The sequence below is a fragment of the Amycolatopsis sp. NPDC045836 genome (genome assembly GCF_056431745.1).
The window spans coordinates 310727-329382 of sequence record NZ_JBWKKF010000004.1; the positions used below are offsets into that span (position 1 = coordinate 310727).

Genomic DNA, 18656 nt, shown 5'->3' on the forward strand with positions numbered 1-18656 from the left:
GCTCACCCTCTTCCGATGGACCCGCCGAGCAGATCGCGCACCGTTCCCCCGAGCACGGCGGCGCGCTCCGGTTCGGCGATCGTCCAGTCCCGCACCCGGCGCAGTTCCGCCGCGGGCACGGTGTACGGCGCGTCGGTGCTGAACACCACGCGCGAGGTGCCGATCTCCGGGTCGCGCGCGAATTCGCTCAGGACGGTGTCCCACGGCGCGTACGCGGTGTCGGCGTAGAGGTTCGGCGCCTGCCGCAGGGCGGGCGCGGCGTCGATCCAGAAGTCGGTGGCGCCGCTGCGACCCATCACGAAGTCCAGTTCTGGGTACCGCTGGGCCAGCAGCGCGAGCGGCATCGGCAGCGCGCTCGGCGGGGTGCCGGTCCGCACGTAGACGAACCAGCCGTGGTCCCCGGCGAAGTCGAGCAGCGGGTCCAGCAGGCCGTCGAGCAGGTCGAAGCCCTGCAGCACCGAGTCGACGGCCAGCGCGACGGCCCCGGCGTCGGCGGCGCGTGCGAGTTCGTCGACCGCCGCCGGGCCGCGCCACGGGGTGGCCACCGCGTAGGCCAGCAGGCGGCCCTCGGACACCGCGGCCGCCGACGTGGTCTGCAGGTTGCCTTCGCGGTTGTCGACCGCGATGCACCGCTCGCCCGGCGAAACCAGCGCGGTGTCGATGCCCAGCCGGTCCATGGTGGTGATCAGGTCGAACGCGGTGAGCGCAACCTCCCGGCCCTCGCCGATGCGCACGTGCGCGTCCACCACCGGCGTCATCGGTCCAGCCCCAATGCACCCAGGGCGTCGGCGTGGATGATCGCTTCGACCTGGTCCAGCGGCACCCTCGGCAGAGCGGTGCCGTCCAGGATGTCGTTGACGCGGCGGATGCCCGCCATCGCCTCGGCCGTGCCGGCGATCGGGAAGTCGCTGCCTAGCAGCAGCTTGCCCAGGCAACCCCATTCGTGCGCGGCGAGCAGGGATTGGTAGCAGACCCACGGGCGCAGGTAGATCGACGACACATCGGCGTACACGTGCGGGTGCTTCCGGATCGTCACGGCCGTGTCGGTGCCCCAGGGGTGACCCATGTGCGCCAGCACGATGCGCAACTCGGGGAACCGCAGCGCGATCTCGTCGAACACCAGCGGCTGGGTGTAGCGCAGCGGGGCGTGCCGCATCGGTGAGGCACCGGCGTGGAACAGGATCGGCAGGGCGGCCTTCTCGCAGTAGGCGTAGAAGGCCAGCGCCGGTTCGCCCAGCGGGTCGAAGTCCTGGTAGTTCGGGCCCAGCTTCACCCCGCGCAGGCCCAGTTCGCGGCAGCGTTCGGCCTCGTCGAAGACGTGGTCCCACCGCGGGTTCACCGAGAAGAACCCGATGCGGTGGGCGGGGTCGGCGGCGGCGAACTCGGCGGTCGCGTCGTTCGTGCGCTCCGGCGGGTACGGCAGGCCGGTCATCGGCTCCGGGTCGTCGACGGCGATGTTGAACACGATGGACACGTCGGCGGCGGCCATGTCGCGGTCGTAGTCGGCCCAGGAGTTCGTGGTGCTCACGTCGCGGTCGGTGCGCCAGTTCGAGTACACGCGGCGCTGGTCCGGCGGCACGGCCTCGCGGTGCGTCGGCGTGTGCGAGTGCACGTCGACGATCACCGGAACCGCCGCCGCAGGTCGTCCCTCGGGGCCACGCCGAGGCCGTGGCCGTCGGTCAGCCGGACCCGTTTGCCGTTGCTGTCCAGCGGCTCGGCCAGGATGTCCTCGGCGTAGTAGTGCGCGCCGATGATGTCCGACGGCAGGTGTTCGCTCAGCGCGGGCAGCGCGCACGCCACGTGCAGCTGGGCGGCCGCGCCGATGCCCAGTTCACCGTTGGAGCCGATCAGCGTGTCCAGGCCGAAGGTCTCGGCGACCCGGCCCTGCACCACGGCCTTCGCCGGGCCGCCCGCCTTGCCGAGGTACACGCTGATCACGTCGGCCGCCGACGCCCGGATCACCCTGGCCAGGTCGTCCGCGCCGAACACGGACTCGTCGGCGATCACCGGCACGCCCAGCGAGCGCACCGCCGCCATGCCCTCCAGGTCAGCCGGTCTGACCGGCTGCTCGACGAACGCCGGTCCGAAGGTGATCAGCCGCCGGACCGCCTCCCGGGCCTCGGCCCGGCTCCAGCCGCCGTTGGCGTCCACCCCGATGAACGCGCCCAGCCCGGCGAGTTCACGCACCCTGGCCACCCGGGTCAGGTCGCCGTCGATGCCGAGGCCCACCTTGACCTTGAACGAGGTGAAGCCCGCCGACACCGCCGCGCCGTACGCCTTCTCCAGCACCTCGCCGTCCCCGGACAGCGACAGCTTGATCGGCACCTCGTCGCGGTAGGGGCCCCCGAGCGCGGTGGTCAGCGGCATGCCCAGCGTGCGGGCGTAGGCGTCCCACAACGCGGTCGACACGCCCGCCTTGGTGAACTGGTTGGCCGCCAGCACCCGGTCCATGATCGCTTCGAGCGCACCCGGCGGGGCGAGTTTGCGGCCGAGCAGCGCGGTGGTCAGCACGTTGCGCACGAAGTGGTCGGCGCTGGCCGCGTCCTCCCCGCTCCACAGCGGGGTGGCGCTGACCTCGCCGAAACCCTCCACGCCCTCGGTGGTGACCACGCGGATGAGCAGGAAGTCGGACCGGTCGTGGGTGCCCTTCGCGCCGCGCACGACCAGCGCGGGGTGGGCGGGCAGGCTGACCGGCAGCGTGTGCACCGCCGCGATCCTCGCCGTCAGCACGCTCATCCGAGCCACCCGCCGAGCAGCCGCCGGGGATTGGTCACCAGCATCTCCTCCCGCTGCTTCGCGGTGATGCCCCAGCCGTCGATCTCGGCGATCCTGGCCACCGCGTAGTCCTGGCTCGCCCGGTCGGACAGGCCGGCGTCGGTGCCGAAGAGCACCTTGCCGCCCGGCGCGGAGGCGAGGATGTGGCGGGCAGCGTACGGCGGCGTCCCGCACAGGCAAAGGTAGAGGTTCGGGGTCGCGGTGACCGCGGCGAGCGCCTCGCGCCAGCAGTCGTGCAGCCCGCCGTGCCCGAGCACCACCTTGAGGCGGGGGTGGCGGCGGGCCAGCGCGGCGATCTGGCCCGGGGTCGAGTACGGCGGCGAGCCGTCGTGGGAGAGCAGGATGCCGCCCGCCGACTCGACCTCCTCGCAGATCGGGTCGAGCGCGGTTTCGTGCATGCTGAACCCCTGCAACCAGGGGTGCAGCTTCAGGCCGCCGAAGCCCAGTTCGGTGAAGCAGCGGCGCACCTCGTCGGCGGCGTCGGCGTGGCGCGGGTTCACCGTGCCGAACGCGATCATCCGCCGCGGGTCGACCGCGGTGAACCGGGCCAGTTCGTCGTTGGCCTGCCGGGTCGCGTTGAACAGCCCGTCGTGGGCGAGCACCACCGCGGCCTCGATGCCGGAGCCGTCGAGGTATTCGAGGAACTCGCCGGGCCCGAACCCGGCGCCGCCGAGCCAGGTCGCCGCGTGCCAGGCAGGTGGGTGGGTGTGGAAGTCGATCACGGCAGGTCCGCCAGCGCGATCAGCCGGTCGGCCAGTGCCTTCGCGATCTCGTCCAGCCAGCCGGACCCGCGTTCGGCGCTCGCCCGCTCGGGGCGGTCGGTGTAACCGTCGATGCGCAGCCAGGTGGCCTGGTCGTGCCGGTCCACCCCGGCCATCGCGGTGGTCTCGGGCAGTGCGGTGCGTTCGACCGGGCGGCCGGCGAGGTCCGGGTCGACGGCCAGCACCAGCGAGGTCTCGAACTCACCCGCGTGCCCCGGCACCGGGGTGGCCGACCGGTCGGCCACCAGGTCCCAGTAGTGCACGACCGCCGTCGACAGGCCGTGGCGCGCGGACGCGGCGGCGGCCGCCGCGTGGCAGACGCCCTGGTTGCCGCCGTGCCCGTTGACCACGACCAGGCGCCGTCCACCGCAGGTGACCACCGAGCGCATGAGGTCGGTGAGCACCGCGATGGCGACCTCGGTGGTCAGCGACAGCGTGCCGCCGAACGGGAGGTGGTGGTCGGAGGCGCCGAACGGCAGGCAGGGCGCGAGCACCAGGTCGCGGCGGCACGACCCGGCCGCCTGCTCGGCCGCGCGCCGGGCCACGGTGGTGGCCAGCAGCGCGTCGGTGCCGGTGGCCAGGTGCGGCCCGTGCTGCTCGGTCGCGCCGAACGGCAGCACCACCAGCGCTTCCGGCAGCAGCGCGCCGAGTTCGGCACGGGTGCGGTCGGACCAGTCGAACACGGTCATGCCAGGCTCCAAGCCGCGAGCACGGCGACCCGCTCGCTGATCTCCAGTGCGGCCAGGCCGTCGGCCAGGCCGGGGGACGGCGTCGCCCGCGCGCCGCTGATCAGCTCGGTGAACCGCGTCAGCTGCAGGTCGAAGCACCGGGTGGTGCGGTCGCCGTCGAAAGCCACGTGCTCCACCCCGTCGGCGGTGGTCAGCCGCAGGTCGAAGGTGAACCCGTCCAGTTCGGCGTGCCCGCGGTCGCCGATGATGCTGATCTCGCAGCGCGGCAGCGCGCCGGTCAGCCAGCCGAACTCGGCCAGCACGGTGACCCCGCCCGGATAGCGCAGCCGGGCACCGCAGAGGTTGGGCGAGGGCAGGTCCGCTCGGGTGGACACCGCCCAGGAGTCCTCCAGGCGCTCGGGAGGGCCGCCGAACAGCGTGGCGAACCAGTCGAACACGTGCGCTCCCTCGTGGACCACGGGCATTCCGTGCGCCAGTGTGGCCTCGATCCGCCGCGCGTGCTCGGGCAATCCCGGATCGCGTCGTTCGTCGTAGATGTGCGCGCGGGCCAGCAGGCCGGTCCCGAGCTTGCCCGCGGTGATCCACTCGCGGAGCACCGCCAGTGCGGGATCGTGCCGGTAGGTCAGCCCCACCTGCACGCGTTTGCGCTGGCCGGCGGGCAGTTTCACGAGCGGCGCGGCGGCTGCGGAGGACACCGCGATCGGTTTCTCGGCGAGCACGAACCGGCCGGTCGCGGCCACGCGACCGACCAGGCTCGGGGTCACCCACGGCGGGGTGGCCAGCACGACCGCGTCGATCGCGGGATCGGCGAGCACCTCGCCGACGGCTTCGAACGCGGGAACCGAGGTGTGCTCGGCGGCGAGCGCGCGGCGGGCGGGGTCCGGGTCGACGACCGCGGCGAGCCGGACCCCGCGGTGGCGCAGCAGGGCGGGCAGGTGCGCGCCGAGGCCGATCTCACCGAGTCCGACCAGCGCGACCGAGGGGACGTTCACCGGGACACCTCCCCCGTGACCAGTTCGGGAACCGCGTCGATCAGGGCGCGGGTGTACTCGTGCTTCGGCTGGTCGAAGAGTTCGGCGCGGGTGCCCGTTTCGACGATCCGCCCGTGCCGCATCACCGCCAGCCTCGGTGCCACCCGCCGCACCACGGCGAGGTCGTGCGAGACGAACAGGTAGGTCAGCCCCAGTTCACGCTGCAGGCCGCCGAGCAGGCGCAGGATCTGCGCCCGGGTCACCACGTCGACCGCGGAGACCGCCTCGTCGAGCACCACGAACGACGGTTCGAGCGCGAGCGCGCGGGCGATGTTGACGCGCTGGCACTGCCCGCCGGACAGTTCGCGCGGGTAGCGCCCGCTGACCGCGGCGGGCAGGCCGACCAGGTCGAGCAGCTCGGCCACCCGGCGGCGCCGGTCCGCCTTCGGCGCCCGCCGGTGCACCGCGAGCGGCAGCCCGACGATCTGCTCGACGGTCTTGCGCCGGTTCAGCGAGCCGACCGGGTCCTGCGGCACGAGTTGCATGTCCCGGCGGCGGCGCCGCAGTTCGCCACGCGGAAGCGAACCGAGCGCGACGCCGTCGTACCGCACCACGCCCGCATCGGGCCGGTCCAGCCCGAGCAACAGCCGGGTCAGCGTGGACTTGCCCGCCCCCGACTCCCCCACCAGCCCGAAGGTCTCCCCGCGGTGCACCGTCAGCGACACGCCGCCGACCGCGGCATCGCCGGGACCGAACCGCCGGACCAGTCCCTCCGCCTCGAGCAACGGCGGTTGTGGCACCGGTTCGACCGGGTCGACCGGGGTGCTCAGGGTGACCACCGAGCGCAGCAGGTCGCGGGTGTACTGGTGCGCCGGGGCGGTCAGCACGCCGGGCAGTCCACCGGATTCGACCACCCGGCCTTCGCGCATGACCTGGATGCGGGTGCAGAACCCGGAGGCGACCGCGAGGTCGTGCGTGATGAACAGGACCGCCATGCCGCGGCGCGTGGCCAGGTCGTCGAGCAGGGCCAGGATGCGGGCCTGGGTGGTGACGTCGAGCGCGGTGGTCGGCTCGTCGGCGATGAGCACCTCCGGTTCGCACGAGATCGCCATCGCGATCATCACCCGCTGCCGCATGCCGCCGGAGAACTCGTGCGGGTACTGGCGCACGCGCCGGGCGCCGTCGGCGATGCCGACCTCGCCGAGCAGGTCGACCGCGGTCGACCGCGCCCGCGCCGCGCTCACGTCGCGGTGCGCCCGGATCGCCTCCGCGAGCTGGTCGCCGATCGTGCGCACCGGGTTCAGGCAGGACAGCGGGTCCTGGTAGATCATCGAGACGCGCCCGCCGCGCACCCGGTCGAGTTCGCGGTCCGGCGCGGTGACCAGGTCGACCCCGGTCAACAGCACCCGCCCGCCGGTGATCTCGGTCGGCGGCGGGTTCAGCCGCAGCATCGACAGCGACGCGATCGTCTTCCCGCTGCCCGACTCGCCGACCAGCGCCAGCCGCTCCCCCGCCGCCAGCCGCAGGCTGAGCCCGTGCACCAGCGCCGGGCCGCCACGCAGGCCGACCGCGAGGTCCTCCACGGTGAACACGGTCACGGCGCCCCACCCGCCCGCAGCACGCGCTGCACCTGGTCGCCGAGCGCGTTCAACGCGCCGATCGCCACGACGAGCACCAGCGCGGGCAGCAACGGGTACCAGATCGACTCGTACAACCGGTCGTACCCGGACTTCAGCAGCGTGCCCCACGACGCGTCCGGCGGCTGCACCCCGAGGCCGACGAAGCTCAGCGTGGCCTCCAGCATCAGCGCGGTGGCGAGGTTCAGCGACGCCTGCGCGAGCAGTGCGGGCACCGCGTTCGGCAGCACCTCGGCGAACAGGATGCGCAGCCGCGGCGCGCCGACCGCCTCCAGCCCCCGCACGTACTCCGACTCGAGTTCGGCGAGCACGGCCGAGCGCGCGATCCGCGCGGTCAGCGGGCTCATCAGCAGGCCGGTGACGACGACCATCGACGGCGTCGCCGAGCCGAAGGCGGCGACGAAGACCAGCGCGAACAACACGATCGGAATGGCCAGCGCGGCTTCGGCCACGCGCATCAGCACCTCGTCCAGCCAGCCGGACCGGGCCGCCGCGAGCAGGCCCCACGCCACCCCGGCGGCCATCGCCACCAGGGTCGCCCCGGCCGCGAACCCGAGCGAGAGCTGACCGGCGTGCGCGACCCGGGAGAGCAGGTCGCGCCCGAGTTCGTCGGTGCCGAACAGGTGCGGCCAGCCGGGTGCGGCGAACCGGTTGCGCGCGTTGATCGCCGCCGGGTCCGGCAGCAGCAACGGGGCGAGCAGCGACAGCAGCACGAAGGTACCGAGCACGGCCAGCGCGGCGACGGCGGCGGGCCGGGCGAGCAGCCGCCGGCCGGCGGCGGGCGCGGTCACCGCCGCCCCCGGCCGACGCGCAGGCGCGGGTCGAGAAACCCGTAGAGCAGGTCGACCGCCAGGTTGACCACCACGAAGGCCGCCGCCAGCAGCAGCACCGTGCCCTGGATGACGCCGTAGTCCCGCTTGAACACCGAGTCCACGATCAGCGAACCGAGGCCGGGCCAGCCGAACACGTACTCGACCACGACCGCGCCCGAGAGCACACCGCCGACGGTCACGCCGAGCGAGGTGAGCGCGGGCAGCAACGCGTTCGGCAGCACGTGCCGCAGCACCACCGCCCGCCTGCCGATGCCCTTGCCGGTGGCCGTTCGCACGTGGGCCGCCCCGTCCACCTCGGACAACGCGGCACGCAGGTGCCGGATCAGCGGCGCGGACAGGCAGATGCCCAGGGTCAGCGCGGGCAGCACCAGCGTGCGCAGGTTGCCCAGCGGGTCTTCGGCCAGCGGCACGTACCCGTGCGGCAGCACACCCAGCCGGACGCTGAACACCGCCAGCAGCACGATGCCGAACACGAACGGCGGCGCCGCCATGCCCGCGGCGGTGTACGCGCCGACCAGCCGCCCCGGCCAGCGGCTGCGCACCACCGTCGGCAGCACCGCGAGCACCACCGCCAGCAGCACCGCCAGCACCAGGCCGGCGGCGGACAGCTCCAGCGTGGGGCCGAGCGACTGGCCGATCAGCACCGTCACGTCGAACTGGCTGAAGTACGACCGGCCCAGCTCGCCGCCGAAGATGCCGGTGATCCACGCCCAGTACTGCACCGGGATCGGCTCGTCGAGGCCGAGTTCCCCGCGCAGCGCGGCGAGCGCCGCGGGGTCGATGTTCTGCGCCGCGCCGACCCGCGCCACGGTCGGGTCGCCGGGCAGCAGCCGCAGCACCACGAAGATCAGCACGGAGACGCCGAGCATCAGCGCGCTGACCGCGAGGCGCCGGAGCAGGTAGCCGGTCACGTCCGCCACCGCCTAGGCCGCGAATCCGGCTTCCTCCAGGTGCAGCGTGCCCTCCGCCTGCACCCACAACCCGCGCAGCTGCGGCTGCGCCACGGACAGGAAGGCCGTCGACCCGATGAAGATCACCGGGTTCTCCCGGTTCAACACCCGCTGCGCGGTCCTGAACGCGGCCTCCCGCTCGGGCCCCTCCCCCGCCGATTCGATGGTCGCGATCGCGTCGTCGTACTCCGGCGGGGCCACCCAGTTGCACTCGCAGGTGCCCTTGGTGCCCTCGAACCAGGCCAGCGGATAGCTGTCCGGCGGCGGGGTGAACGACAGGTAGTTCGCGGCGAGCAGGTTCGGGTAGCTCTTGCCCTTCGGGTAGAACTTCGCCGACCAGGTGCTCACCTCGTTGGTCTGGATCTCCAGCTCGATGCCGATCTTGGCCAGGTCCTGCTGCAGGATCTGGCCGATCGTGGTCCACTCCTGGTAGTTGCCCGCAACCGCCCAGAAGGTCAGCGTGCTGCCCTCGGTGAGGCCCGCTTCGGCGAACAGCTGCTTGGCCCGGTCGAGGTCGAACCCGTGCGACGGCACGCTCGGGTCGTAGAACCGGTTCTTCGGGTTGACCGGCGTGTTGGCCGGTGTCGGCACGCCGTAACCGGCGTACGCGGCGGCCATCATCTCGGTGCGGTTCGCCGCGTACGACAGGGCCTCGCGTGCCTTGGGGTTGCTGAACGGCGCCGCGCTGGTGTCCAGTTCCCAGACCACGAATCCGGCGGGTTCGGCGGCGGTGAGCAGCTGCCTGCCGTCGGTGGCCAGCCCGGCGACGCTGTCCGGCGCGACGCTCCACAGCACGTGCACCTGACCGGCCCGCAGCGCCGCGTTGGCCGCGGTCGCGTCGGCGTACCGCACGATCCGGATGCCGTCGAGGTTCGGGCGGGGGCCCCAGTAACCGTCGTTGCGCACCAGTTCTACCGTCTGGTCCGGTACGAACGACTTGAGCCGGTACGGCCCGGTGCCGTTCGCGGCGCGATCGATGTTGGCCAGGTCGTCCACGTCGGTCATCCGCACGTCGATCACGTCGACCGGCAACTCGGGGTTGGGTGCGCCGAGTGCGAGCACCAGGGTGGTGTCGTCCGGCGCGGTCACCGACTCGATCATGTCGATCTTGGCCGCGACCTGCGCCGGGACCGCCGGGTCGAGCACCCGGTCGAAGTTCTTCTTCGCTTCGGCGGCGGTGAACGCCTTGCCGTTGTGGTACTTCACCCCGGCGCGGAGCTTGAAGGTCCAGGTGCGGTGGTCGGGGGTGGACTGCCACGACTCGGCGAGGTCGGGCTTGGCGGTGTTCTCCGGGGTCCAGGTGGTGAGCCCGTTCCAGAGCAGCGTCTGCAGCTGGGTCTGCGCGCCGCTGGCGATGGTGTTCGGGTCGAGCTGGGAGACCCCGGCGAGCTGCCCGTAGACCAGCGTGCCGCCCGGCGCGATCGGGCCGGTGCCGCTGCCGGCGCTGGCCTGCGGTTGCTCGGGCGCCTCACCGGCGTTGTTGCTGCAGGCCGAGGTGATCAGGAGCGTGGCCAGTGCGGCCGCCCCCAGTCCGTGCCCACGCCTCACGGCCGCCTCCAGTGTCCCTCGCGTCCCCTGCACACCGTTGGTCCAGCGAGGAAACCTCTGAAATTCGCTATTTCGAAGATAGTTCCCCCGATTCGAAGATGCTAGGTCGCCGATCCGGGCGGGCGCAAGGACCCGACCTAGAACCCGAGTTTCGCGGAAACCCCTTTCGCTTGGCGCACAACGAGTTCGGTGGCGAGGTCGAGTTTGTCGCCGATCAGGTCCCTGGCGAATCCGGTGACGCCGAGTGAACCGGCGATTCGGCCGTCCGAGTGGAAAACCGGCGCCGCGACGCAGGCGATGTCGGGTTCCTCCTCCTCGTCCTCCACCGCGAACCCGGCGTCGCGCACCTGGTCCAGTTGAGCCAGGAAGACCCGGGCGGAGGGCTTCTTCGCCTTCGGCCCGCGACCGGCGACCAGCTGCGACAGCAGCGGGTCGAGTTGCTCGGCGGGCAGGTACGCGGCGATGGCGCGGCCGAGCGCGGTGAGGTTGAACGGGGCGACCTTGCCGGGATAGGTGTCGAACTGGATGAACCCGGGGGTCGCGGCCTTCGCCACGTAGACCACCGACGCGCCGTCGAGCACGCCGACGTGCGCGGGCATCCCGAGTTCGTCGGCGAGTTCGCGCAGCTCGGGCTGGGCGACCTCGGCCAGGTCGTCCTGCCTGATCAGCGGGGCGGCGAGGTCGTAGAGCCGGAGCGTGACGCGCCAGAAGTGGCTGCGGCCGACCACCCGGCGCGCGGCGTACCCGCGTTGTTCGAGGGTGTAGACGATGGCGGCGCAGGTGGCCAGCGGGATGCCGGTCTCGCGGGCGAGCGCGGTGAGGGTGAGCCCGTCTTCGGCGGCGACCAGGGTTTCCAGCACGGTCAGCGTGCGGCTCACCGCGGGCGAGGCCGGACGCGGCTCCGGCTGCTTGCTCTCCGCGGCCACGACCTGCCCTTCTTCCGGCTTTCGGTGTTATTTTCGGAATACGGATAATAGCAGCGCGGGCCCGCGCCTGCCGCCGTTACGCCGGTTGGGGCAGGATGACGCCGTGCCCCGCGACCACCCCTTCGACGGTGATGACAGCCCGACCGGCCCGATCCGCCTCCCCGGCGGCGATCACCCGTCCCGTCCCGCGGCACGACGCCCTCGCGAAACGCGGCAGGCCCGGCGGGAACGGGAGGCTTCGGAACGCGCGGGCACCGGGGAACACCCGGTTCCGTCCGAGCGCAGGGCACCTCGCCGCTCGGATATCCGGGATCCCGCTGAACGTGGCTCCACTCGCCGCTCGCCCACCGGGGAACGCCGCCCTCCGGCCGAGCGCGCGGACACCGGCGGGTGGCCGGTCGCGGATGAAGGCGCGGGCACCGGCGGATGGCCGGTCGCGGATGAGGGCGCTGGGGAGCGGCCCGCTGCCGACGGCACGAACAGTGGCGAGTGGCCGACGCCTGTCCAGCGCACCGGCACCGGCGAACGACCGGTGTCCGCGGAGCGAGGTGCCTCGGCCGGGCGCCGGGGTGCTCGCGAGCGGGCGCCCCGGGCGGAGCGAGCCGTCGCTCGTGGTGCAGGTGGGGAGCGGGCCGAGTCGGTTGAACGGGCTGCACCTGTCCGGAAGCGGGCCGGGCAAGCGGACGCGACAGCACGTGCGAGTGCGGCAACGCCCGAGTCAGAGCCCGGCGCGAAGCCAGCAGCCCGCGAGCACGGTCACGGGCATGGGCACGGCCATGGCCATGGGCACGGCCCGGCGGCCCCCGCCTCCGCGCGGGTGAAGAAGCTCCTGCTCCTCCTGCTCGCGCCGCTGGCGCTGGCCACCGTCGTCGGGGTCGGGCTGCTGTATCCGTGGGGTCAGGCCGACCCCCAGCCTGCCATCCTGGTCGGCACCCCGGTGCACGGCGACGTCACCACCACCGCGACCGGCCCCTGCCTCACCCCCGGTGAGGTCCAAGTGGGTGCACCGGTCGAGGGCGGGCCGCGGTGCCTCACGGTGGACGTGCTGCTCAGCGACGGCGGCGCCGCCGGGCAGACCATTCGCAAGATCATGCCGCTCGAGCCGAGCACCCCGCGGTTCACCGCGGGCGACGCGGTGGTGCTCTCGTTCGCCGGGGACGACCCCGCCGACGCCGAGTCCTACCAGCTGGTCGACTTCCAGCGCGGCCTGCCGCTGGCCGCGCTCGCGGCGTTGTTCGCGATCGCGGTCGTGGTGCTCGGGCGGTGGAGCGGGCTCGCCGCACTCGGTGCGCTGGTGCTCAGCTTCGCCGTGCTCGTGCTGTTCGTGCTGCCCGCCATCCTCGCCGGGGAGAACCCGCTGCTGGTGGCCATCAGCGGCGCCGGGCTGATCATGTTCATCGCGTTGTACCTGACGCACGGGCTGTCGGCGCGGACGTCGGTGGCGGTGCTCGGCACGCTGGTCAGCCTCGCGCTGATCGGCGGCATCTCCGCGGCGTTCTCCGCCGCCGCCTCGTTGACCGGGCTCGACGAGGACACCTCGTCGCTGATCGCCGCGCTCGGGCACGGCATCGACGCGCGCGGGCTGCTGCTCGCCGGGGTGGTGATCGGCGCGCTCGGGGTGCTCGACGACGTGACGGTCACCCAGACCAGCGCGGTCTGGGAACTGCGGCGCGCGAACCCGGAGCTGGGGTGGCGCGAGTTGTACGCGGCGGGTGTGCGCATCGGGCGCGACCACGTCGGGTCGGCGGTGAACACGCTGGTCATGGCCTACGCCGGGGCGGCGCTACCGGTGCTGCTGGTGTCCTCGCTGTCCGGCGTGGGGCTCGGCTCGATCCTCGGGTCGCAGGACATCGCGCAGGAGATCGTCCGCACGCTCGCGGGCAGCATCGGCATCGTGGCCGCGGTGCCGGTGACCACCGTGCTCGCCGCGTTGATCGCCAGCCGAGAGGCCCCGCGAAGCCCCTAGTCCAGGCTCGCCACGAAGCGGCTGACGGCTTCCATGGTGAACCGTTGCGCCAGCTTGCCCGTCGGCGCGGCGGAGGCGAGGCGGTAGAGCGGGCGGTCCGGGGCGGCGTCGCCGCGGGCCTCCGCGCGCAGCTGCGCGACGAGCAGCTGGGAGAACACCATGCCGTTGGCCTCGAAGTTGTCGGCCAGCGCGTCGGCGAGCTTGCGCAGCGCGAGGATCTGGAGCTCACGGCCACCGGTTCCGGCGTAGACGGCCAGGTCGATCTTGACCGTCTTGCGCCGGTTGCCCGCGTTGACCAGCAGGCCGACCGAGCGGGTGCCGCGCACGTCGGTGACCAGCAGGTCGAGCCGCCCGGCCTGGGTCAGGTCGATCTCGCGGACCCGCCAGGTGCGCACGTACAGCTTGTTGGACTCGAGCCAGACGCGGCGGCGCAGGTTGAACGCGACCAGGTAGAGCAGCGGCAGCGCGACCACCGCGGCGACCACCAGTCCGGCCACCTGCCCGCCGATCAGCCCGCCGATGCCGCCGAACGCGGCCGCGAAGATGGCCACGCCGACCAGGCCCGAGCAGCCGCGGCGCCGCCGCAGCTTCGGGTCGTCCGAGGTGAGCATGATCCGCCCGGACGGCTTCTCCGGCTCAGCCACGGGTCACCCGCAGACCGGTCAGGAACGGGTTGGCCCGGCGCTCGGCACCGATGGTGGTGGTGCCGCCGTGGCCGGGCAGCACCACGGTCCGGTCGTCCAGGGTGAGCAGCCGCTCCGCCAGTGACCGCTCGAGCTGCGTCACGCTGCCTCCGGGCAGGTCGGTCCGGCCGACGGAACCGGCGAACAGGGTGTCCCCGGTGAACACCAGCTCGCCGATGCGGAAGATCGCCGAGCCCGGGGTGTGCCCGGGGGTGTGCTGCGCGGTGATCGTCAGCCCCGCGAGCCGCAGTTCCCCGTCGGTGAGGTCGGCGAGTTCAGCTGGTTCGACCGGGCGGACGGCGTCGCCGAGCGCGGCGACCAGCTGCGGGCTGGCGCCGGACCACGGGTCGGCGAGCAGGCCGCGGTCTTCGGGGCGGATGTGCACCGGGAGGCCCAGTTCCGCCGCGTCCGCGATGTGGTCGAAGTGCCCGTGCGTGGCGAGCACGGCGACCGGGGTCAGCCGGTGCTCTTCGAGCGCCGGGGCGATCTTCGCCGCGGCGTCCTGCCCGGGATCGACGACCACGCATCCGGCGCCCGCCTCCGGGGCGACCAGGTAACAGTTGGCGGCGAAGGTCCCGCTGGGGAACCCGACGACGAGCAAGAACCGCACCTCCGAAGCGCGCGAAACGACCCACTCCACCCGTCCGGATGAACCGGCTGGGCCAGCCTAGCGGCCCCTCTACAGGGTTCTCACAGGCTGTGCCAATAGACTGCCGCCACGCAGGACACCGACGTGTGACACCGATTGGAAGCGGGAGGGCAGGTGGCGACCAACCAGCAACGCCGCGAAGCCGCCAAGCGCAAGCTCGAGCGGCAGCTGACTCGACGTGCGGAACGGGCGAAGCGGCGCAGGATCATCGGCGTCGGCGTGACGATCGTCGTGGTGGGGCTAGTCGCCGGCCTGGTCGTGTTCCTGGTGACCCGGGATCGGGAGGACGTCGCGCAGCCGGAGGCGTCGGACACGCCGCCCACCCCGGCGCCGGTGCAGATCCCGACCGAGCGCCACCCCGAGCCGAAGCGGGCGCAGCCGCTGGCCGACCCGGTGTCCTGCGAGTACCCGGCCGAGGCGGGCAAGCCGGCCGCGAAGCCGGTGAACGCGCCGGCCGCCGGGCAGGTCCCGTCGAGCGGCACGGTGAACGTGACGATGAAGACCACCGCCGGCGACATCCCGCTGACGCTGAACAAGGCGCTCGCGCCGTGCACCGTGAACAGCTTCGTCAACCTGGTGAACCAGGGCTTCTACACCGACACCGAATGCCACCGCCTCGGCACCGAGGGGCTGCAGATGCTGCAGTGCGGCGACCCGCAGGCCACCGGCATGGGCGGGCCGGGCTACACCTTCGACGACGAGGTGTTCCCCGAGCTGACCTACGGCCGCGGCATCCTGGCGATGGCGAACGCGGGCAAGGACCCGGAGACCGGCAAGGGCACCAACGGCAGCCAGTTCTTCATGGTCTACGGCGACGCCCAGCTGCCGCCGAACTACACCGTGTTCGGCACCATCGGCGATCCCGGCCTGGAGGTGCTGGACAAGGTCGCGCGCGACGGGATCGACCCGGCGGCCGCGGCGTCCAGTCAGGACGGCACCGGCAAGCCGAAGACCCCGGTCAAGTTCACCGCGGCCACGGTCGGCTGAGGCACCGGACGCACAGCGGAAGGGGCGCCACCCGCGCGGGTGGCGCCCCTTTTGCCGTTCCGGTGGCTCAGCGGTGGGTGAAGTTCGGCGGGCGCCGCGCCAGGAAGGCGGCCACACCCTCCGCGTAGTCCTCGCCGTGCAGCGCGTCGAGGCGGATCTGGTCGACCTCGGCGTCCGGTTCGGACTGGCCGGACAGGATCTTTTCGATGATCCGGTTCATCCCCCGGATCGACGCCTGCGAGCGCGAGCAGAGCGTGCGGGTGAACTCGGCGACCGAGTCCTCCAGCGCGTCGTCGTCGTAGACCTCGTTGAGCAGGCCGATCTCCCGCGCGCGAGCCGAGTCGATCAGCGAGCCGCTGAGCAGGAAGTACCGCGCGTGGGCCGGTCCGATCAGTTCGACCAGCTGCCGGGTGGACTGGAAGTCGTAGACGATGCCGAGCTTGGCCGGGGTGATGCCGAACCGCGAGCCGGTCGCGGCGAAGCGGAAGTCGCAGGCCACCGAGAGCTGGCAGCCGCCGCCGATGCAGTTGCCGCGGATCATCGCGACGGTCGGCTTCCGCAGGCCGGCCAGCGCGCCCACCGCGGTCTCGATCGCCTTGTCGTAGGTCGCCGCGGCCTCGGCGGTCGACCGCAGTGCACCGAACTCGCTGATGTCCGCGCCCGCCGAGAAGTCGGCGCCGGCTCCGGTCAGCACCAGCACCTTCACCGCCGGATCGCGCTCCACCTCGGCGACCACTTCGCTGATCCCCGCCCACATGCCGTGGGTGATCGCGTTCTTCTTCTCCGGCCTGGCGAAGGTCAGCCGCGCGACCTCGTCGTGCACGCCGAACTGGAGCCCGTCAGTCATGGCTGGCACCTTACGCAGCGGCCAACCCGGTCAGGCCGCCGAAGTGACCCGGTACACGTCGTAGACGCCCTCCACGCTGCGCACCACCTTCAGCACGTGCCCGAGGTGCTTCGGGTCGCCCATCTCGAAGGAGAACCGGCTCACCGCCACCCGGTCGCGCGAGGTGGTCACCGAGGCGGACAGGATGTTCACCTTTTCGTCCGCCAGCACCTTGGTGATGTCGGAGAGCAGGCGGTGCCGGTCGAGCGCCTCGACCTGGATGGCCACCAGGAACACCGACGACTCCGACGGCGCCCACTCGACCTCGACCAGCCGCTCGGGCTGCGCCCGCAGGTCCTCGGCGTTGGTGCAGTCCGTGCGGTGCACGCTCACGCCACCGCCGCGGGTGACGAACCCGAGGATCTCGTCGCCCGGCACCGGGGTGCAGCAGCGCGCCAGCTTGGCCCAGACGTCGCTGGCGCCCTTGACGATCACGCCGACGTCGTTCGAACCGCGCCGCCGGGTCACCGTGGACGGGGTCGCCCGCTCGGCGAGTTCCTCCTCGGCCTCCTCGACCCCGCCGATCAACGCGACCAGGCGCGAGACCACGTGCTTGGCGCTGGTGTTGCCTTCGCCGACCGCGGCGTAGAGCGAGCTGATGTCCCCGTGACGCAGTTCGGTGGCCAGCGCGCCCATGGCGTCCGCCGAGACCAGCCGCTGCAACGGCAGGCCGACCTTGCGGACCTCCTTGGTGATCGCCTCCTTGCCCGCGTCGATCGCCTCGTCGCGGCGTTCCTTGGCGAACCACTGCCGGATCTTCGCCCGCGCCTTCGGTGAGCCGGCGAAGCCCAGCCAGTCGCGGCTGGGGCCGGCGCCCTCGGCCTTCGAGGTGAAGATCTCGACGACCTCACCGTTCTCCAGCTTGCGTTCCAGCGCGACGAGCCTGCCGTTGACCCGCGCGCCGATGCAGCGGTGCCCGACCTCGGTGTGCACGGCGTAGGCGAAGTCCACCGGCGTCGAGTCGACCGGCAGCGTGATCACGTCGCCCTTCGGCGTGAACACGAAGATCTCACGCGCGGCCAGCTCGTAGCGCAGCGATTCGAGGAACTCGCCGGGGTCGGCGGCTTCGCGCTGCCAGTCGAGCAGCTGCCGCATCCACGCCATCTCGTCGACGTCGACGGCGTTGCCGGTGTGCGTGCCCTTGGTCTCCTTGTACCGCCAGTGCGCGGCGATGCCGTACTCGGCGGTGCGGTGCATCTCGTAGGTGCGGATCTGCACCTCGAGCGGTTTGCCGTCCGGGCCGATCACCGTGGTGTGCAGCGACTGGTACACCCCGAACCGGGGTTGCGCGATGTAGTCCTTGAACCGGCCGGGCATCGGCTGCCACAGCGCGTGCACCACACCCATCGCGGCGTAGCAGTCACGCACGTCCTCGACCAGGATCCGCACGCCCACCAGGTCGTGGATGTCGTCGAGGTCGCGGCCGCGGACGATCATCTTCTGGTGGATCGAGTAGTAGTGCTTCGGCCTGCCCTCGACCTTCGCGGTGATCCGGGAGGCGTCCAGGTTGGTGGTCAGGTCGCCGATGACCCAGCGCAGGTAGGTGTCGCGCGAAGGCGCGCGGTCGGCCACCAGGCGCACGATCTCGTCGTACTTCTTCGGCTGCAGGATGGCGAAGGCCAGGTCTTCGAGCTCCCACTTCACCGTGGCCATGCCCAGCCGGTGGGCCAGCGGGGCGAGCACCTCCAGCGTTTCCTTCGCCTTGCGGGCCTGCTTCTCCGGCGGCAGGAAGCGCATGGTGCGCATGTTGTGCAACCGGTCGGCCAGCTTGATCACCAGCACGCGCGGGTCGCGGGCCATCGCGATGACCATCTTGCGGATGGTCTCCGCCTCGGCCGCGGTGCCCAGCTTGACCTTGTCCAGCTTGGTGACCCCGTCGACCAGCTGGGCCACCTTGTCGCCGAAGTCGGCCGAGAGCTGCTCGACCGGGTAGCCGGTGTCCTCCACGGTGTCGTGCAGCAGGCCGGCCACCAGCGTGGTGGTGTCCATGCCCAGCTCGGCCAGGATCGTCGCCACGGCCAGCGGGTGGGTGATGTACGGGTCGCCCGACTTGCGGCGCTGGTTGCGGTGCAGCTCCTCGGCCACGTCGTAGGCGCGCTGAAGCAGGGCCAGGTCGGCGCTGGGGTGCATCTCGCGGTGCACCGCGGCCAGCGGCTCGAGCACCTGCTTGACCGAGGCGGCGCGCTGGGCGGTGATGCGCCGGGCCAGCCGGGCGCGCACGCGCCGGGTCGCCGACGGGGCCCGGCTGCTGCCGTTGCCGTTGCCGTTGGCCGGCTGCACGGCCGGGGACGGCACCGGGCGGGACTTGCCGCCGTCCTTGGCAGGCGCCGCGGATTCCTGGCTCACCCGCACCTCCCGTCGATTGGCGACCTCGTGCAATCAGCGTAACGCGCCC

The 18656-nt window shown here is 72.4% G+C and carries 17 protein-coding genes; 2 read left to right on the plus strand and 15 right to left on the minus strand.

Features of this window, described 5'->3' with window-relative positions; genetic code table 11:
* Nucleotides 1-2: 2 nt before the first annotated feature.
* The 11 genes from AC07EG_RS08835 to AC07EG_RS08885 form a co-directional block, all read right to left on the minus strand.
* On the minus strand, nt 3-758 hold the full coding sequence (locus AC07EG_RS08835; RefSeq protein ID WP_478252436.1) for an amidohydrolase family protein: 756 nt from the start codon (nt 756-758) through the stop codon (nt 3-5).
* A complete protein-coding gene (locus AC07EG_RS08840; protein WP_478252437.1) occupies nt 755-1624 on the minus strand; it encodes an amidohydrolase family protein in 870 nt (289 codons plus the stop codon). The genes AC07EG_RS08835 and AC07EG_RS08840 overlap by 4 nt, the downstream gene beginning before the upstream one ends.
* Nucleotides 1621-2736, minus strand: coding sequence for a mandelate racemase/muconate lactonizing enzyme family protein (locus AC07EG_RS08845; protein WP_478252438.1), 1116 nt, complete (start codon nt 2734-2736; stop codon nt 1621-1623). Before AC07EG_RS08845 ends, AC07EG_RS08840 begins: the two co-directional genes overlap by 4 nt.
* A complete protein-coding gene (locus AC07EG_RS08850; RefSeq protein WP_478252439.1) occupies nt 2733-3497 on the minus strand; it encodes an amidohydrolase family protein in 765 nt (254 codons plus the stop codon). The genes AC07EG_RS08845 and AC07EG_RS08850 overlap by 4 nt, the downstream gene beginning before the upstream one ends.
* A complete protein-coding gene (locus AC07EG_RS08855; protein ID WP_478252440.1) occupies nt 3494-4225 on the minus strand; it encodes a creatininase family protein in 732 nt (243 codons plus the stop codon). Before AC07EG_RS08855 ends, AC07EG_RS08850 begins: the two co-directional genes overlap by 4 nt.
* The gene (locus AC07EG_RS08860; protein WP_478252441.1) at nt 4222-5217 is read right to left on the minus strand and encodes a Gfo/Idh/MocA family protein; all 996 of its coding nucleotides are present in this window, start codon (nt 5215-5217) and stop codon (nt 4222-4224) included. Before AC07EG_RS08860 ends, AC07EG_RS08855 begins: the two co-directional genes overlap by 4 nt.
* Nucleotides 5214-6794 (minus strand): dipeptide ABC transporter ATP-binding protein, encoded by a 1581-nt coding sequence (locus tag AC07EG_RS08865; RefSeq protein ID WP_478252442.1) that lies wholly within the window; start codon nt 6792-6794, stop codon nt 5214-5216. Before AC07EG_RS08865 ends, AC07EG_RS08860 begins: the two co-directional genes overlap by 4 nt.
* Entirely contained in the window at nt 6791-7624 is an 834-nt protein-coding gene (locus AC07EG_RS08870) for an ABC transporter permease (RefSeq protein WP_478252443.1), read from the minus strand. Before AC07EG_RS08870 ends, AC07EG_RS08865 begins: the two co-directional genes overlap by 4 nt.
* Nucleotides 7621-8577 carry an ABC transporter permease gene (locus tag AC07EG_RS08875; protein WP_478252444.1) on the minus strand — a complete coding sequence of 319 codons (957 nt, stop codon included), beginning with the start codon at nt 8575-8577 and terminating at the stop codon, nt 7621-7623. Before AC07EG_RS08875 ends, AC07EG_RS08870 begins: the two co-directional genes overlap by 4 nt.
* Before the next feature lie 12 nt (nt 8578-8589).
* Nucleotides 8590-10164, minus strand: a complete 1575-nt coding sequence (locus AC07EG_RS08880; protein WP_478252445.1) for an ABC transporter substrate-binding protein — start codon at nt 10162-10164, stop codon at nt 8590-8592.
* A gap of 137 nt (nt 10165-10301) precedes the next feature.
* Nucleotides 10302-11090, minus strand: coding sequence for an IclR family transcriptional regulator (locus AC07EG_RS08885; protein ID WP_478252446.1), 789 nt, complete (start codon nt 11088-11090; stop codon nt 10302-10304).
* A gap of 532 nt (nt 11091-11622) precedes the next feature.
* Here AC07EG_RS08885 and AC07EG_RS08890 point away from each other — a divergent pair.
* A complete protein-coding gene (locus AC07EG_RS08890) occupies nt 11623-13056 on the plus strand; it encodes a YibE/F family protein (protein WP_478252447.1) in 1434 nt (477 codons plus the stop codon).
* Here AC07EG_RS08890 and AC07EG_RS08895 read toward each other — a convergent pair.
* Entirely contained in the window at nt 13053-13667 is a 615-nt protein-coding gene (locus AC07EG_RS08895; RefSeq protein ID WP_478252620.1) for a hypothetical protein, read from the minus strand. The two genes, AC07EG_RS08890 and AC07EG_RS08895, sit on opposite strands and share 4 nt — an antisense overlap.
* A gap of 25 nt (nt 13668-13692) precedes the next feature.
* Entirely contained in the window at nt 13693-14340 is a 648-nt protein-coding gene (locus tag AC07EG_RS08900; protein WP_478252448.1) for an MBL fold metallo-hydrolase, read from the minus strand.
* A gap of 162 nt (nt 14341-14502) precedes the next feature.
* On the opposite strand from AC07EG_RS08900, the gene AC07EG_RS08905 reads away from it, so the two are divergent.
* A complete protein-coding gene (locus AC07EG_RS08905) occupies nt 14503-15375 on the plus strand; it encodes a peptidylprolyl isomerase (RefSeq protein WP_478252449.1) in 873 nt (290 codons plus the stop codon).
* A gap of 67 nt (nt 15376-15442) precedes the next feature.
* On the opposite strand, the gene AC07EG_RS08910 is transcribed toward AC07EG_RS08905, so the two are convergent.
* Entirely contained in the window at nt 15443-16222 is a 780-nt protein-coding gene (locus tag AC07EG_RS08910; RefSeq protein ID WP_478252450.1) for an enoyl-CoA hydratase-related protein, read from the minus strand.
* 30 nt (nt 16223-16252) lie between these two features.
* Nucleotides 16253-18556 (minus strand): RelA/SpoT family protein, encoded by a 2304-nt coding sequence (locus AC07EG_RS08915; RefSeq protein WP_478252621.1) that lies wholly within the window; start codon nt 18554-18556, stop codon nt 16253-16255.
* Nucleotides 18557-18656 lie beyond the last annotated feature (100 nt).